General features: G+C 70.7%; 14 protein-coding genes. 9 read left to right on the forward strand and 5 right to left on the reverse strand.

The window, feature by feature from the left end:
• The first annotated feature begins 31 nt into the window (after positions 1-31).
• The 4 genes from V2W30_RS11565 (at position 32) to V2W30_RS11580 (ending at position 4614) form a co-directional block, all read left to right on the forward strand.
• Entirely contained in the window at positions 32-886 is an 855-nt protein-coding gene (locus V2W30_RS11565) for an ABC transporter permease (RefSeq protein ID WP_338695903.1), read from the forward strand.
• Complete coding sequence (locus V2W30_RS11570) at positions 883-1785, forward strand: carbohydrate ABC transporter permease (protein WP_338695904.1); 903 nt, start codon at positions 883-885, stop codon at positions 1783-1785. The genes V2W30_RS11565 and V2W30_RS11570 overlap by 4 nt, the downstream gene beginning before the upstream one ends.
• 57 nt (positions 1786-1842) lie before the next feature.
• The gene (locus V2W30_RS11575) at positions 1843-3492 is read left to right on the forward strand and encodes an extracellular solute-binding protein (protein WP_338695905.1); all 1650 of its coding nucleotides are present in this window, start codon (positions 1843-1845) and stop codon (positions 3490-3492) included.
• A gap of 75 nt (positions 3493-3567) precedes the next feature.
• On the forward strand, positions 3568-4614 hold the full coding sequence (locus tag V2W30_RS11580; protein ID WP_338695906.1) for a LacI family DNA-binding transcriptional regulator: 1047 nt from the start codon (positions 3568-3570) through the stop codon (positions 4612-4614).
• Here the strand turns inward: V2W30_RS11580 and V2W30_RS11585 are convergent.
• Positions 4604-6061 (reverse strand): APC family permease, encoded by a 1458-nt coding sequence (locus tag V2W30_RS11585; protein WP_338695908.1) that lies wholly within the window; start codon positions 6059-6061, stop codon positions 4604-4606. The genes V2W30_RS11580 and V2W30_RS11585 overlap by 11 nt on opposite strands.
• 70 nt (positions 6062-6131) lie before the next feature.
• Here V2W30_RS11585 and V2W30_RS11590 point away from each other — a divergent pair, with 70 nt between their 5' ends.
• Positions 6132-6701 carry a hypothetical protein gene (locus tag V2W30_RS11590; protein WP_338695910.1) on the forward strand — a complete coding sequence of 190 codons (570 nt, stop codon included), beginning with the start codon at positions 6132-6134 and terminating at the stop codon, positions 6699-6701.
• Positions 6702-6760: 59 nt separating this feature from the next.
• On the forward strand, positions 6761-8389 hold the full coding sequence (locus tag V2W30_RS11595; RefSeq protein WP_338703565.1) for a multicopper oxidase family protein: 1629 nt from the start codon (positions 6761-6763) through the stop codon (positions 8387-8389).
• A 45-nt stretch (positions 8390-8434) separates the two neighbouring features.
• Here V2W30_RS11595 and V2W30_RS11600 read toward each other — a convergent pair whose 3' ends face one another.
• From V2W30_RS11600 to V2W30_RS11615, 4 genes are all read right to left on the reverse strand, one after another.
• Positions 8435-9649 carry an MFS transporter gene (locus tag V2W30_RS11600; RefSeq protein ID WP_338695912.1) on the reverse strand — a complete coding sequence of 405 codons (1215 nt, stop codon included), beginning with the start codon at positions 9647-9649 and terminating at the stop codon, positions 8435-8437.
• A 138-nt stretch (positions 9650-9787) separates the two neighbouring features.
• The gene (locus V2W30_RS11605) at positions 9788-10807 is read right to left on the reverse strand and encodes an endonuclease/exonuclease/phosphatase family protein (RefSeq protein ID WP_338695913.1); all 1020 of its coding nucleotides are present in this window, start codon (positions 10805-10807) and stop codon (positions 9788-9790) included.
• A 210-nt stretch (positions 10808-11017) separates the two neighbouring features.
• The gene (locus V2W30_RS11610) at positions 11018-11602 is read right to left on the reverse strand and encodes a TetR/AcrR family transcriptional regulator C-terminal ligand-binding domain-containing protein (RefSeq protein WP_338703566.1); all 585 of its coding nucleotides are present in this window, start codon (positions 11600-11602) and stop codon (positions 11018-11020) included.
• A 188-nt stretch (positions 11603-11790) separates the two neighbouring features.
• Positions 11791-13386, reverse strand: a complete 1596-nt coding sequence (locus V2W30_RS11615; RefSeq protein ID WP_338695914.1) for an MFS transporter — start codon at positions 13384-13386, stop codon at positions 11791-11793.
• Between the two features lie 201 nt (positions 13387-13587).
• Here V2W30_RS11615 and panB point away from each other — a divergent pair, with 201 nt between their 5' ends.
• The 3 genes from panB (at position 13588) to V2W30_RS11630 (ending at position 16521) form a co-directional block, all read left to right on the forward strand.
• Entirely contained in the window at positions 13588-14481 is an 894-nt protein-coding gene (gene panB, locus V2W30_RS11620) for a 3-methyl-2-oxobutanoate hydroxymethyltransferase (protein ID WP_338695916.1), read from the forward strand.
• 187 nt (positions 14482-14668) lie between these two features.
• Complete coding sequence (locus tag V2W30_RS11625; RefSeq protein ID WP_338695917.1) at positions 14669-15691, forward strand: ATP-binding cassette domain-containing protein; 1023 nt, start codon at positions 14669-14671, stop codon at positions 15689-15691.
• Positions 15688-16521, forward strand: coding sequence for an ABC transporter permease (locus tag V2W30_RS11630; protein WP_338695918.1), 834 nt, complete (start codon positions 15688-15690; stop codon positions 16519-16521). Before V2W30_RS11625 ends, V2W30_RS11630 begins: the two co-directional genes overlap by 4 nt.
• The last annotated feature ends 25 nt before the right edge of the window (positions 16522-16546 follow it).

The raw sequence follows: 16546 nt of genomic DNA on the forward strand, positions 1-16546 counted from the left end.
GTTTCGGAGCAGCCGGACCCTGCTGCTGCTCATGCTGCCGGGACTCGTGTACTTCCTGGTCTTCCACTACGGCGCCTTCCTCGGCAACGCGGTGGCGTTCAAGGAGTACGACCCGTTCGCCGGTCTGTGGGGCAGTCCCTGGGTCGGGGGCGGCAACTTCAGCCGGATGTTCGGCGACCCGGACTTCTGGCACGCGACGTGGAACACGCTCTACATCGCCGTGCTCCAGCTGGTGTTCTACTTCCCGGTGCCGCTCGCGATCGCGCTGCTGCTGCACAGCCTGACGTCCGACCTGCTGCGCCGCTTCGTGCAGTCCGTGGTCTACCTGCCGCACTTCCTGTCATGGGTGATCGTCGTCGCCCTGTTCCAGCAAGTCCTTTCCGACACGGGCCTGTTGAACAGCTTCCTGGGCGACAGCGGCCTGCACACCGTCGACATCATCGGCAATCCGGACGCGTACCGGCCGCTCGTCGTCGCCGAGGTGATCTGGAAGGACGCCGGCTGGGGCACGATCATCTTCCTGGCCGCGCTGATGCAGGTCGACGAGCAGCAGTACGAGGCCGCGGCGATCGACGGGGCAGGGCCCTGGCGCCGCTTCTGGCACGTGACGCTCCCCTCGATCCGGCCGATCGTCGTGCTGCTCCTGATCATGCGGCTCGGCGACATCCTCTCCGTCGGCTTCGAACAGATGCTGCTGCAACGGCAGTCGGTGGGCCCGGAGGTCGGCGAGGTCCTCGACACCTTCGTCTTCTGGCAGGGCATCGTCGCCGGCGACACCGGCTACGCCGCCGCGGCCGGACTCTTCAAGGGCCTGGTGGGCGCGCTCCTCGTGTTCGTCGCCAACCGGGTCGCACATCGGCTCGGCGAGCAGGGGGTCTACAAGTGAACAGGTCCGCGCAGGCTCCCTCCCGTCCCGCGTGGCAGGAGAAGCCGAAGCCCGTCACCCAGGCCGCCAAGGGCCTGGCCGTCCTCGCGCTCCTCGCGCTCGTCCTCGTACCGTTCCTGGTGATCGTCTCCACCTCGCTGGCCTCCAACAAGGAGGTCGTCGCGAACGGCGGCTGGGTGCTGTGGCCCACCGAGCCGACGCTGCGCGCGTACGAGAACATCCTCAGCGGCGGCATCGTGACGAAGGCGCTCGGCGTGAGCATCGGCATCACCGCCCTCGGCACGCTCCTGTCGCTCGCGTGCACCGCGTTCCTCGCGTACGCGCTCAGCCGGCCCGGCGTCTTCGGCGGCAGGCCCGTGCTGCTCCTCGTGCTGTTCACGTTCCTCTTCCCACCCGGCATGATCCCGGCGTTCCTGCTGGTGAAGGGGCTCGGCCTGCAGAACATGTACGCGGCGCTCGTCGCGCCCGTGCTCATCAACGTCTTCAACCTGGTGGTCCTGCGCGGCTTCTTCCAGGGCATCCCCGAGGAGCTGTACGAGGCGGCACGCCTGGACGGTGCCGGGGACTGGGCGACGTTCTGGCGGATCGCGCTGCCGCTGTCGAAGGCCGCGCTCGCCGTCGTCGGCCTCTTCTACGCGGTCAGCTACTGGAACTCGTGGTTCACCGCGTCGATCTACCTGGAGTCCGACCACTGGCCGCTGTCGCAGGTGCTGCGGACGTACGTCATCGGGGGCGCGCAGATCGCCGACACGGGCCTGAGCGAGGCCGGCATGGTGTCGGCGCCGCAGACGACGCAGATGGCGGTCCTGGTGATCGCGGTCGTACCGATCCTGCTCGTCTACCCCTTCCTCCAGAAGTACTTCACCAAGGGCGTGCTCACCGGCGCCATCAAGAGCTGAGCCACCACCCCCCTCCGCGTGTCCGCTCGACTTCCTTTATCCGAAGGGTCCTTCACGATGTCCGCGAACCTCTCGCGCCGCACCCTGCTGCGCTCCATCGCCGTCGGCGGCGCCGCGATCGCCGCCCCGTCCCTGCTCACCGCCTGCTCGTCCGACGGCTCCACCGGCGGTTCCGTCTCCAACGCCGGCAAGAAGGCGGCGGCCTGGCCCGCGTACACCCCGGCCAAGGGCGCGACCCCGGACCTGGCCGGCACCGCCGAGGGCGTGCAGGCCGGCTTCACGAAGTACCCGGGCGAGCTGATCAAGGCGGTCGCGGAGAAGCCGGGCAGCGGCAAGGAGAAGATCCGGGTCCTCACGATCACGTACGGCACCCCGCCGAAGGCCGCCGCGCAGAACAAGTACTGGGCGGCGGTCAACGAGGCGCTGGGCGTGGACATCGAGTTCACGGTCGTGGCGGACGCGGACTACCGCTCCAAGATGGCGACGGTGTTCGCGGGCGACGACATCCCCGACGTCGTCAACCTCGGCGGCGGCTATGTCCTGCCGCGCGAGGCCCAGTTCGTGAAGACCCGCTGCGCCGACCTCACCGCGTACCTGTCGGGCGACGCGATCAAGGACTACCCGAACCTCGCGGGCATCCCCACGTACGCGTGGGAGGGCATGGGCCGGATCGCGGGCCGCGTCTACGGCGTCCCGGTGGAGCGGCCCAAGCCGCAGGACACCCTGTACTTCAACAACGGCGCCTTCACGAAGGCCGGCTACAAGGCGGGCATGTCCGCCGACGACTTCGCGGCCCTGGCGAAGGAGACGACGGGCGGCAGGAAGTGGGCGCTCGGCTCGTCGGCGACCGCGTACTTCGGGTACAAGACGCACGCCAACTGGTTCGGCGCGCCCAACGAGTTCGCGATGGAGGGCGGCAAGGCCGTCCACTGGGGCGCCACCGACGAGTTCAAGGCGATGCTGGAGTACCTGGCGAAGCTGCGGCAGCAGGGCTCGTACTACCCGGAGGCCACCTCGGTCTCCCAGGTCGACCTCAAGACGCAGTTCTGGAACGGCTCCGTGCTGTCCATGACGGACGGCTTCCTCGCCTACCCGGGCTCCGCCCTCGGCATCAAGGACGCCTTCGACCTGGACGCGCTCGTGCCGTACACGGCGCCCGGCGCGAGCCCCCACTACCAGCAGAGCCGCGGCATCTTCGGCTACACGGTCCTGAAGAAGGCGCCCAAGGCGCGCATCGAGCTGATCCTGCGCGTCCTCGACTACCTGGCCGCGCCGTTCGGCACCGAGGAGTACGAGCTGACCCACTTCGGTCTGGAGGGCACGCACTTCGAGCGCGACAAGGACAACAACCCGATCGCGACCGAGCTGGGCCTGGTCGAGTCGAAGACGAACGTGCCGTTCATGTACCTCTGCGACGCCCCGCAGGTGCTGTACGCGCCGGGCTCCCCCGACGTCGTGGAGCGGCTGCACGGCTGGCAGAAGAAGGTCGTGCCGATGATGCGGCCCAACATCCGCTTCGGCCTCCAGTCGGACACGTACAACAAGCAGGGCGCGGCCCTGGAGCAGCTGATCAACGACGGGGTCACCGCCATCGTCTCCGGCCGCAAGAAGGTCTCCGACTGGGACGCGGTCTACGCGAAGTGGAAGGCGCAGGGCGGCACGAAGGTCACGGCGGAGTTCGCCGAGGAGTACGCGGCGGCCCACTGAGCCGACGGCGCACGCGATGATGGTGCGGGGCGCCGCACCGGCGGCCCGCACCAGGGGATCTCAGGAGGAGACACAGTGGGCGAGCGGGCGACGATCCGGGACGTGGCGGCGCGCGCCGGGGTGTCGGTGGCCACCGTCTCCCGGGTCCTCGCGGGCACGTATCCGACCTCGGCGGGCTCGCGCGCCAAGGTGCTGCGCGCGGCCAAGGACCTGGACTACGTGGCGAACGCGCACGCGCGGGCGCTCGCCGGCGCGGGCCGCAAGACCATCGCCGTCCTGATGCTGGACGTCGTCAGCTCCTTCTACGCGGCCGTCGCGCAGGGCGTCGAGCGGGAGGCGGCGCAGCACGACCGGTTCACCCTCGTCGCCTCCACGGGCGCGGATCCGGCGCGCGAGCTGGCCCTCGTGCAGATGATGCGGGAGCAGGCCACGGAGGCGGTCGTCCTGGTCGGCGGCGTCGTCGAGGACGCGGAGTACCGGGAGCGGATGGCGCAGTACGCGCAGTCGCTGGCGGCGGCCGGTTCGCGGCTGGTGCTGTGCGGTCGTCCCGCGCCCGCGCCGGACGTGCCCGCGGTCGTCGTGGAGTACGACAACGAGGCGGGCGCGTACGCCGTCACCAGTCATCTGCTGGGCGCGGGCCACCGCCGGATCGCGATGATCGGCTTCCAGCCGGGCAACACGACCGGTGAGGACCGGGTCCGCGGCTATCTGCGGGCCCTGGAGGACCACGGCGTGCCGGCCTCCGACGCGCTGCTGCACGGCATCGGCTTCGGACAGCACAACGGCGACGAGGCGATCCGCGGCCTGCTCGACAAGTGCGCGGGCAAGCCGGACTTCACGGCGGTGTTCGCGGGCGACGACCGGGTGGCCGCCGCCGCGATCAAGGCGCTCGCGGAGTACGGACTGCGGGTGCCGCGGGACATCTCGGTGGTCGGCTACAACGACGACCCGGTCGCCGCCGACATCACGCCGGGCCTGACCACGGTCCACATCCCGGGCGAGGAGATGGGCCGCACGGCGGTCCGTCTGGCGCTCGGCGGCACGGACCGCACCGGGCAGCGGCGCCGGCTCCTGGGCACCCACATAGTGGTCCGCGACAGCGTGCGGCGCCTCACTCCGTGAGGGCGGGGTCCCGGTGGTCGGGGTGGATCCAGCTCGGCTTGCGGAACCTGAGGAACGCGACCGGGGCGGCCACGCCGAGCAGCAGCAGTCCGCCGCCGACGATGAGCAGGTAACGCCACAGGGGCCCGGTGTCGTACTGGTCCGGCGGTACGAACCCGATGACGAGCGCGAGCACCGAGGCCACGAACCCGACGCCCGCGACGAGGGTGACGGCGGGCACGACGAAGCCGCGCGGCACGTCCGGCCGGGTCCGCCGCAGCCGGACCACCGCCAGGAACATCAGCAGGTACGCGACCAGGTAGATCTGGATCGTGATGACGGAGAACATCCAGTACTGGCTGGAGACGTCGTCGCTGAAGGCGTACAGGACGCCGATGAGGGTGGTCAGGACGCCCTGGGCGATCATCACGTTCTGCGGGACGCCGTACTTGTTGAACCTCTGGAGGAACGGCGGCAGATAGCCCTCCTGCCGGGAGAGCAGGACGAGCCCCTTGGCGGGGCCCGCGAGCCAGGTGAGCATGCCGCCGAGCGCCGCGCAGACCAGCATGATGCCGACGATCTTCGTCATCCATCCGACGTGGAAGTGGTCGAAGAACGCCTGGAAGGCCTGCATCAGGCCGGCGGTCAGGCTGAGTTGCTCGGCCGGCATGACCCAGCTGATGGCGAGCGCCGGGAGGATGAAGATCAGCAGGACGAGGCCGGTGGCGAGGAAGACCGAGCGCGGGTACTCGCCGCGCGGGCTGCGCAGCGACGACACGTGGACGCCGTTCATCTCCATGCCCGCGTAGGACAGGAAGTTGTTGACGATGAGGACGAGGCTGGCCAGGCCCGTCCACGGCGGCAGCCAGTGGCCCGCGGTCATCGGGGCGGCCGACGGGTTGCCCTGTCCGAGGAAGACGATGCCGAGGGCGACGAGGACGACACCGGGGACGAGGGTGCCGATGATCAGCCCGAGCGAGGACAGGCCGGCGACCGTCCTCGTGCCGCGCGAGCTGACCCACACGCCGGCCCAGTAGATGACGACGATGCAGATGGCGACGTACAGGCCGTTCTCGGCGAGGCTCGGGTGGATGACGTACGCGAACGTGGACGCGACGTAGGCGAGCAGGCTCGGGTAGTAGGCGATGGTCATCGCGAACTGGCACCAGACGGCGACGAACCCGAGCGGTTTGCCGAGCGCCTCGCTGACCCAGCGGTAGATGCCGCCGGTCCAGCCGGAGGCCAGTTCGGCGCCGACGAGGGCGGTGGGCAGCAGGAAGACGAGGGCCGGGAGGAGGTACAGGAAGATCGCGGCGAGGCCGTAGATCGCCATGGTGGGCGAGGGGCGCAGACTCGCCACGGAGGCGGTGGTCATCAGGCCGAGCGTCACCCAGGAGATGAACTGGCGCCGGTTCCCGTCGTCACCGACCACCGCCTCCCCCTGCCCCGTTCTGTCCGTAGTCGTCATGAGGTCATGATCGGCAAAGGCCCCGGGGTCCGCATGTCGTCGCATACCGGGTGGGGGTAGGGTGCCGGTCATGACGACTCCCCCGGCGAAGGGCGGCACCCGCCGCGGACGGCTGCTGCTGTTCGTGGCGCTGCTCTTCGGGATCGTGGGGATGCACACGCTGGGGCACCCGACGGGGCACACGGCGCCCATGAGCCCGGCCATGGACAGAGCGTCCGTGAGTACGACCATGGACAAGGCGTCCGTGAATACGACCATGGACATGACGTCCGTGAGTACGTCCTTCGTGAGTCCGGCCTCCGTGACCACGTCTTCCGTGACCACGTCGATGAGTCATACGTCCATGAGCGCGCCGACGGACACGGGGGCCGCGCACGGGCACGAGGGGCCCGGCGACGGCGGCATGGATCCGCTGAGCGTCTGCCTGGCGGTGCTCGGCTCGTTCACGCTGCTTCTGCTGACGGCGGCGGTGCTGCGACCGCTGACGGCGGCGGGCGTGCTCCGCGCGGCGCCGCGCGGCATGACGTACGCGCGCCGGCCGCACCCTCCCCGCCCCGAACTCTGTTGTCCCGTCTGTCGGTTCTGCGAATCTAGGCCTGCGCACCGGCCGCTTCGCGCTGCGCGCGCGAGCGGCAGATGAGTTCGTCCTGCACTCCGCACGACACCGACATCGAGGTGCAACTCAGTCATGCGCGACACATCTGCTTCCCCACCCGCCGCACCGTCCTCGCGGCATCGGTCGCCGCGGCGGGCACGGGAGTTCTCGCCGCGTGCTCCGGCGACGGCTCCGGGCACGGCGGCCACGGCTCGGCGGGCGCGGCGCCCTCGGGCTATGTCGACCCGGCGGGCAAGGAGGTCGCCGCCGCCGAGCGCAAGCGCGGCTCCGGCCCGGTCCGCTCGGTCCGGCTCACGGCGGCCGCCACCCCGCTCGACCTCGGCGACCGTACGGTCCGCTCCTGGTCGTACGGCGGTGATCTGCCCGGCAAGGAGGTCCGGGTCACCGCGGGCGACACCCTCTCGCTCACTCTCGCGAACCACCTCCGCGAGGCGACGTCCCTGCACTGGCACGGCATCGCCCTGCGCAACGACATGGACGGCGTCCCCGGTCTCACCCAGAATCCGATCGCGCCCGGGGCGGACTTCACGTACCGCTTCACGGTCGCGCACCCCGGCACGTACTGGTTCCATCCGCACTCGGGCACGCAGCAGGACCGCGGCCTGTACGCGCCGCTGATCGTCGACGACCCGAAGGAGCCCCTCTCCTACGACAAGGAGTGGGTCGTCGTCCTCGACGACTGGGTCGACGGGGTGGACGGTTCGACGCCGGACGCGGTCCTGAAGGAACTGCGGTCGGGCATGGGCCACGGGAGCGGCGGGGGCAACGGCGGCCACGAGGGCCACGACATGTCGGGGATGAGCGGCATGTCGATGACGGCCGACGAGTCGCCCTCCCCCGCGGCCGCCGACGAGTCGCCCTCACCCACCGGCTCAGGGCCCTCCCGCATGATGATGGGCGCGACCAGCGATCTGCTCGGCGGCGACGCGGGCGACGTGAAGTACCCGTACTACCTCGTCAACGGCCGTACGCCGCAGGCCCCTTCGTCGTTCACGGCCCGCCCCGGCGACCGCGTCAGGATCCGGTTCGTCAACGCGGGCGGCGACACGGCGTTCCGCGTCGCGCTCGGCGGGCACACGATGACCGTGACGCACACGGACGGCTTCCCGGTGCGGCACGCGACGACGGACGCCCTGCTGCTCGGCATGGGCGAGCGCTACGACGTCCTGGTCACGGCCGACGACGGTGTTTTCCCGCTCACCGCGCTCGCGGAGGGCAAGGGGGCGTCGGCGCTCGCGGTGCTGCGCACGGGTTCCGGCGCGGCGCCGTCCGCCGCGGTCCGGCCCAGGGAGCTGGAGGGCCGGCTGCTCACGGCCGAGAAGCTCAGGGCGGCCGACCCGGTGGCCCTCGCGCCCCGGGAGCCGGACCGCACGATCCGGCTCCAGCTGACCGGTGGCATGGCCGGGTACGACTGGGCGTTCGACAAGAAGCCGTACACGAAGGACCAGCGCCACCCGGTGAAGGCGGGCGAACGCGTCCGCCTGGTCTTCGCCAACTCGACCTCGATGTGGCACCCGGTCCACCTCCACGGCCACACGTTCTCCCTGGCGAACGTGGCCGGCGGCCCCCGCAAGGACACCGCGATCGTGCTGCCGAACGGCACCCTGACGGTCGACTTCGACGCGGACAACCCGGGCCTGTGGATGGTCCACTGCCACAACGTCTACCACTCGGAGGCGGGCATGATGACGGTCCTCGGGTACCGGGCCTGAGCCACGGGCGGCCCGGGTCGCACCCGGGCCGCCCGTCCCCGCGGGTCAGCGGATCGCGGGCTCCGGCTCCGCGACGGCGTGCGTGGCGACGACACGGCCGGTCCCGCGCCGCCCCTCGCGCCGGTCCACCCCGTACGAGGCGGCGGCGACGGCCAGGCCGAGGGCGGCCAGGGCGGCGCCCGCCACCGCCGGCGACGTCACGCCGAACCCCGCGGCGAGGGCGAGGCCGCCGATCCAGGCGCCGCCCGCGTTGGCCAGGTTGAAGGCAGCCTGGTTCGCGGAGGAGGCGAGGGAAGGGGCCGCCGACGCCTTCTCCATCACCATCAGCTGGAGCGGGGAGCCCGTGACGAACGCCGTCAGGCCGAGCAGCAGGACCGCGAGCGGGGCGCTCCACTCCGCCCGCATCAGCAGCGGGAAGAGCGCGAGGACGGCGCCCAGGGAGAGCAGGCCGCCGAAGAGGGTGCCGCGCAGGGAGTCGTCGGCCAGGCGGCCGCCCAGGAGGTTGCCGATCGTGGCGCCGACGCCGAAGAGGGCGAGCAGCAGTGTCACGCTCGACTCCGCGAATCCGGCGGCGTCCGTGAGCATGGGCGTGATGTAGCTGTACGCCGCGAAGAGCGCGCCGAAGCCCGCGACGGTCGTGCCGAGCGCGAGCCAGACCGGCAGCGAGCGCAGGGCGCGCAGCTCGTCCCGTACGCCCATGGCCGTGCCGTGTCCGTGGTCGGCGGGGACGAGCGCGAACAGGGCGGCGATGGCGGCGAGGCCGATGGCGCTGACCGCGAGGAACGTGGCGCGCCAGCCGAGCTGCTGGCCCATCGCCGTGGCGACGGGGACGCCGACGATGTTGGCGACGGTCAGGCCGAGGAACATCAGCGACACCGAACGGGCCTTGCGCTCGGGCGCGACCAGCGACGTGGCGACGACCGCGCCGACGCCGAAGAACGCGCCGTGCGGCAGGCCGCTGACGAAGCGGGCGGCGAGCAGCCAGTGGTAGTCGGGGGCCGCCGCCGAGACGGCGTTGCCCACGACGAACAGGACCATGAGCCCGATCAGGACCCGGCGGCGCGGCATCCGGGCCGTGACCGCGGCGAGCAGCGGGGCGCCGACGACGACACCGAGCGCGTACGCGGAGACGAGGTGACCGGCGTCGGGGAGGGAGACCGAGAGGTCGTTCGCGACGTCGGGCAGCAGGCCCATCATGACGAATTCGGTGGTGCCGATGCCGAATGCGCCTACGGCGAGGGCGAGCAGGGCGAGGGGCATGAAAGGTCATCCAAGGAGAGTGGGTGAGCGGTTCCGTAAGTTTACGGGCGGAACAAAGTCTCACGCACCGAGTATTCCGCGAGGTCAAACCGTGGTTAAGGCCGTGTGTACGTCACACGACACACCTCGCGGGGCGTGTCACAGGTTGACGCGGGCCGCGATCGGCAGGTGGTCGCTCCCGGTCTCCGGCAGCGACCACGACGAGACCGGCTCGACGCCCCTGACCATGATCTGGTCGATCCGGGCCATCGGGAACGCGGCCGGCCAGCTGAACCCGAAGCCGCTGCCCGCCGCGCCCTGCGTGGAGCGCATCTGGGACGTGACGGCGTTCAGCGCGCGGTCGTTCATCGTGCCGTTCAGGTCGCCGAGCAGGACGACCTTGTCCAGCGGCTCGTCGGCGATCGCCTCGCCCAGCGCGTTCGCGCTCTTGTCGCGCTGGCTGGCCGTGAACCCGGAGTCGAGCTTCACGCGCACCGACGGCATGTGCGCCACGTAGACCGCGACCTCGCCCCCGGGCGTCGTGACGGTCGAGCGCATGGCCCGCGTCCAGCCCAGCTTGATGTCGACGGGCTGCGTGCCGGACAGCCGGTACTTGCTCCAGAGCCCGACCGTGCCCTGCACCGAGTGGTACGGATAGGCCGCAGCGAGCGCCTTCTCGTACGTCGGCAGCGCCTCCCCGGTCAGCTCCTCCAGGGCGAGGACCTGGGCGCCGGACGCGGCGAGGTCCTCGGCGGTGCCGGCCGGGTCGGCGTTGTCCGCGTTCACGTTGTGGGTGGCGACGGTGAGGTCGCCGCCGCTGTGCTGCTTGTCGGTGAGCAGGCCGCCGAAGAGGTTGAGCCAGACGATCGCCGGGAGCAGGACCGCGAGCACGGCGGTCGCCGACTTCCGTACGAGACCCAGGATCAGCAGGACCGGCACGAACAGGCCGAGCCACGGCAGGAACGTCTCGATCAGGGAGCCGAGGTTGCCGACCGTGTTGGGGATCTGCGCGTGCAGCAGCATGACCAGCGCGAGCAGGACCGCGAGGGCCCCGAGGACGATGCCGCGCCGCCAGTAGCCCCGGTCGTTGCGCAGGCGGCGCCCCAGGCGCCGCAGTCGCGCGCCCGGTCCGGTGGACCCGGAGTCGTGGCCGTCTGAACTGCCGTACGCCTGCGCCATACCGTCGTCGCCTCACTGCCTGCCGTGCCCGCCGTCCCCGCCCGAAAACACTAGGCGATGATCAGCGGCTTTCCGTTCCGTCACGCCCGCGGCCTGCCGGGGACGTGACGTCGTTACGGCCACGAGGACGAGCGATCCGGCGTTCGAAGTTCCGGACACGCGGGTTTCGGGGAGTCTCTGTGACGAAACCCGCACAATCGTCCCCGGTGTTCAGCCCGCCCGCAGACCGGCGAGGACGGCGTCGACGATGCGCTCGGAGAGGTCGTCGGCCAGCGGCGCGTCGGAGCGCATGACACTGCGCAGCAGCATCGGGCCGGTGAACAGGTCCCCGGCGAACTCGACGTCGGTGCCGGCCGGCAGCTCGCCCTCGGCGATGCCGCGCCGCAGCACGTCGTACAGGGCGCGACGGCGCGGGTCCACGACGACCTCGTGGTACGCGTCCCAGAGCCGCGGCAGGGTCTTCATCTGCGCGAACACGTTGTGCAGCAGGGCCGAGGCGCGCAGGTTCAGGCCGCGCCTGCGCATGTGTTCCAGGAGCCGGATCAGATCGTCGCGCATCGAGGTGCCCGGCAGTTCGGGGTCGGGTTCCTCGATGGAGGCGACCACGTCGACGAAGAGCTCCTCCTTGCCGCTCCAGCGCCGGTAGATGGTGGCCTTGCCGACGCCCGCGGTGCGGGCGATGCGCTCGATGGACAGCTCGGTGAGCGGCACGCCGTCCTCCAGGAGCTGGATGACGCCCTCGACGATGGCCTGTTCCACGGCCTCGCTGCGGGGCCGACCGCGGACCGGCGCCATGATCCCGGCGGACGGCGGCTCACCGTGCGGGGCCCCGCCGTTCCGGTGCCGCGTCTGCCGCTCGGTCCGTCCCGTGTCCACGTCCGCCTCCGCCTTCCGCCCGCGCCCCGGGACCCGGCCGTCCGGCCGCGCCCCGGGGCGATTGTCTCAGCGCCGTCGCTCCTCGTGTGCGAGCAACCGTACGAAGATCAGCGCCCGGCGCCCACCTTCTCCCGCTCGTCGCGCTGCCCGGTGGGCGCGGCCGGGATCCTGCCCGGCAGGAACAGGGCCGTCACCACGGCGCTGATCAGCGCGACGCCCGCGCCGCACAGGGCGGTGACGTGCATGGCGTGCAGGAACGCATCGTTGGCCGGTCCGATCAGCGCCTGCCCCCTCGGGCCGAGCTTCTCGGCGACGCCCAGGGTGGCCTCGATGGAGCCGCCCGCGGTGTCGCGCAGCCCGGCGGGCAGCAGGCTCAGCTTGTCCTCGATGCCGGTGCGGTACGCGGTGGAGAGCACAGAACCGAGGACGGCGATGCCGAGCGCGCCGCCGACCTGGCGGAACGTGTTGCTCAGCGCGGACGCCGAGCCGGCCTTCTCGCGCGGCAGGGCCTGCATGATGACGACGCTGGTCGGCGTCATGACGTGCGCCATGCCCGTACCCATCAGGAAGAAGATCACTTCCATGATCCAGATCGGGGTGTCGGCGTCGAGGGCGGTGAACGCGGCGAGCATGCCCGCGAGCAGCACCAGGCCGCCGGTGGTCGTGGCGCGCACGCCGAACCGGTCGACGACGAGCCGGGCGCGCGGCGCGAAGATCAGCTGGGCCGCGGCGAGCGGCAGCATCAGGGCGCCGGTCTGCAACGGCGTGTACCCGCGCACGCTCTGCGTGTAGAAGACCGAGAAGAAGGTGACGCCCATCAGCGCGAAGAAGACGAGGGCGATGGCGGCGATCGCGGCCGAGAACACCTTGTTCTTGAAGTAGTCGATGTCGATCGACGGGTGGTCGCTGCGCTTCTCGTAGACCACGAAGCCGACGAGGACGACGAGGCCCGCGGCGATGGTGGACAGCACGGCGGGGCTGCTGAAGTCGCCCTCGTCGCCGCCCTTGATGATCCCGTAGACCAGCAGGACGAGGCCGACGATCGACAGGGCGACGCCGACCAGGTCGACGCGGCCCGGCTTCGGGTCCCTGGAGTCGGGCACGAGCGCGATCATCAGGATCACGGCGAGGATCACGATCGGCACGTTCACCAGGAAGACCGAGCCCCACCAGAAGTGGTCGAGCAGCAGGCCGCCGGTGATCGGGCCGATGGCGATGGCGAGACCGACGCCGCCCGCCCAGATGCCGATGGCCTTGGGCTGCTCCTCGCGCTCGAAGACGTTCATGAGGACCGCGAGCGTGGCCGGCATGACGAAGGCGGCGCCCAGGCCCATGACGGCGCGGAACGCGATGAGCTGGACCGGGGAGCCGGACTCGGCGGCCAGCGCCGATCCGATGCCGAAGACGACGAGTCCTCCGATGAGGACCTTCTTGCGCCCGATGCGGTCACCGAGCAGACCGGCCGTGAACAGCAGACCCGCGAAGACGAGGGTGTAGGAGTTGATGGCCCACTCGAGTTCGCTCTGCGTGGCGCCGAGGCCGGTGGGCGCGGGCGTCGAGATCGTCTTGATCGCGACGTTCAGGATGGAGTTGTCGAGGACGACGATCAGCAGGCTCAGCATGAGCACCGCGAGGATCGCCCAGCGACGGCGGTGCACGGCCTCCGGTATCCGGGGGGCCGCGGGAACGGCGGGTGTGGTCATACCGTCGAGCCTAGCGGCATTTCGATACGGACCCGTCTCGTATTGAAAGTCTCGGGCAAAGCCTTACCGAGCCTTTACCGGTGTGCGCTATGTCGCCTCACCGCGCCGGGGCCTGGCGCGGAGGCGACACGCGGTGCCACCATGGAGGCGATCCGGGGACGCCGTCAGGGCGCCTCGAGACGAATTGAAGGAGCCGTTGCGATGACGCAACCCACAGAGCTTTCGGCTGCCCGCGACCACGGCACCACCGACAGCAGCACGGGGCGCGACCCCAAGGCGCTGTACGGAGGCAAGGGCACCCGGCGCATCACCGTGCGGGACATCTCCCTCGCCAAGGAGCGCGGCGAGAAGTGGCCCATGCTGACGGCCTACGACGCGATGACGGCGTCGGTCTTCGACGAGGCCGGCATCCCCGTGATGCTGGTCGGCGACTCGGCGGGCAACTGCCACCTCGGCTACGACACCACGGTCCCGGTCACCCTCGACCAGCTCACGATGCTCTCGGCGGCCGTCGTGCGGGGCACCAGCCGTGCCCTGATCGTCGGCGACCTGCCCTTCGGCTCGTACCAGGAGGGCCCGGTACAGGCGCTGCGCTCGGCGATGCGGCTGGTGAAGGAGGCGGGCGTCGGCGCGGTCAAGCTGGAGGGCGGCGAGCGCTCGCACGCCCAGATCAAGCTGCTCGTCGAGGCGGGCATCCCGGTCATGGCCCACATCGGGCTGACCCCGCAGTCGGTCAACACCCAGGGGTACCGGGTGCAGGGCCGCGGCGAGGAGGCGGCGCAGCAGCTGCTGCGCGACGCGAAGGCCGTCCAGGACGCCGGCGCGTTCGCCGTCGTCCTCGAACTGGTCCCGGCGGAACTGGCCGCGGAGGTCACCCGGGTCCTGCACATCCCGACCGTCGGGATCGGCGCCGGGGCCGAGACGGACGCGCAGGTCCTCGTCTGGACGGACGCGCTCGGCCTCACCGGAGGCAAGATGCCGCGCTTCGTGAAGCAGTACGCGGATCTGCGCGGCGTGATGTCCGACGCGGCGAAGGCGTTTGCGGAGGACGTGATCGGCGGAACGTTCCCTCTGGAGGAGCACTCCGTCCATTAGCGACCCCGGGAGCGATCCCGACAGCAGTCCCGGCAGTGGCCCCCTGAAGCCATAGCGGCACCAACGCAGCCCGTCGATCTTCCCCCGTCGACGGGCTGCGGCCGATATGTCGCCGACACAGCGCCGACAGTCGGCCTGTCGGTGGGATGTCGGTGAGTTGTCGGTGGCGGCTGACACCTTTGTCGGCATGACGCGAATCGACAACAACCCCGAGAGCGGCCGACCCGTGGCCGTGTCCGTACGGGGGCTGGTCAAGCACTACGGCGCGACCAAGGCGCTGGACGGCGTGGACCTGGACGTGCACGAGGGCACCGTCCTCGGTGTGCTCGGTCCGAACGGCGCCGGCAAGACCACCCTGGTGCGCTGCCTGTCCACCCTGATCACCCCCGACGCCGGCACCGCCATCGTCGCCGGCTACGACGCCGTGAAGCAGCCCCGTCAGCTCCGCCGCGTGATCGGCCTCACCGGCCAGTACGCCTCGGTCGACGAGAAGCTCTCCGGCCGCGAGAACCTCTACATGATCGGGCGGCTGCTCGACCTGTCGAAGAAGGAGGCGCGCACCCGGGCCGACGCCCTGCTGGAGCGCTTCTCCCTCACCGACGCCGCGACCCGCCCCGCGAAGACGTACTCCGGCGGTATGCGCCGCCGCCTCGACCTCGCCGCCTCCATGATCGGCCGCCCGCACGTCCTGTACCTGGACGAGCCGACGACCGGACTCGACCCCCGTACCCGTAACGAGGTGTGGGCCGAGGTGAAGAGCATGGTGCGCGACGGCGTCACCGTCCTGCTCACCACCCAGTACATGGAAGAGGCCGAGCAGCTCGCCCACGAGCTGACCGTCATCGACCGCGGCCGGGTCATCGCCAACGGCGGCATCGAGGAGCTCAAGGCGAAGGTCGGCGGCCGCACCCTGCGGATCCGCCCGGCCGATCCGATGGAGCTGCGCCCGCTGGCACACGCCCTCGACGACCTGGGCCTCACCGGCATCGCCACGTCCACCGTGGACGCCGAGTCGGGCACCGTCCTCGTCCCGATCCTGAGCGACGAGCAGCTCACCGCCGTGGTCGGCGCGGTCACCGCGCGCGGCATCACGATCGGCTCGATCGCCACCGAACTGCCCAGCCTGGACGAGGTGTTCCTGTCCATCACCGGCCAGAAGGCCTCCGCCCCGCAGGACGCCCGCCCCGAACTCGCGGAGGTCGCCGTATGAGTACCGCCACCCTGACCCCCACGGCGCCCACCATCAAGGTCGACGCCGACCCCAAGATCGGCCTGCGCGGCCACCTGCGCCACACCGGCGCGCTGATCCGCCGCAATCTGCTGTGGATCAAGCAGGACCCGGAGTCGATGTTCGACGCCATCCTGATGCCGATCATCTTCACCCTGCTGTTCGTCTACGTCTTCGGCGGCTCCATCGGCGCCGCCATGGGCGGCGGCCAGGACGCGTACGTCCAGTACGTGATCCCTGGCATGATCGCCATGATGTCGATGAACATCGCGCAGGGCGTCGGCACCGGCTTCAACGAGGACTTCCAGAAGGGCATCATGGACCGCTTCCGGTCCCTGCCCATCGGCCGCAGTTCCGTACTGATCGCCAAGGTCGCCGTCGAGCTGCTGCGCCTGCTGTGCGCGACCACGGTCCTGATGATCGTCGCGCTGCTCGTCGGGTTCGACATCACCAACTGGGCCGGCCTGTTCGGCGCGATCGGTCTGACCGCGCTGTTCGGCTCGTCCCTGATGTGGATCTTCCTGGTGCTCGGCGTGACCATGAAGAGCGCGCAGGCCGTGCAGGCCATGGGCTTCCTGGTGATGATGCCGCTCCAGTTCGGCTCGTCCATCTTCGCGCCGACCGAGTCGATGCCGGGCTGGTTGCAGGCCTTCACGGACTGGAACCCGATCTCGGCCCTGGCCGACACCTGCCGGAGCCTGATGACCGGCGGCCCGATCGCCCACGACCTGTGGGTGACCCTCGGCTGGACGGCGCTGCTGACCGCGATCATGGCGCCGGTCGCGATCCGGAAGTTCACGACCAAGAGCTGACGGACCACGGGATCGTCGACGGCGT

The organism is Streptomyces sp. Q6 (assembly GCF_036967205.1).
Lineage (GTDB): Bacteria > Actinomycetota > Actinomycetes > Streptomycetales > Streptomycetaceae > Streptomyces > Streptomyces citrinus.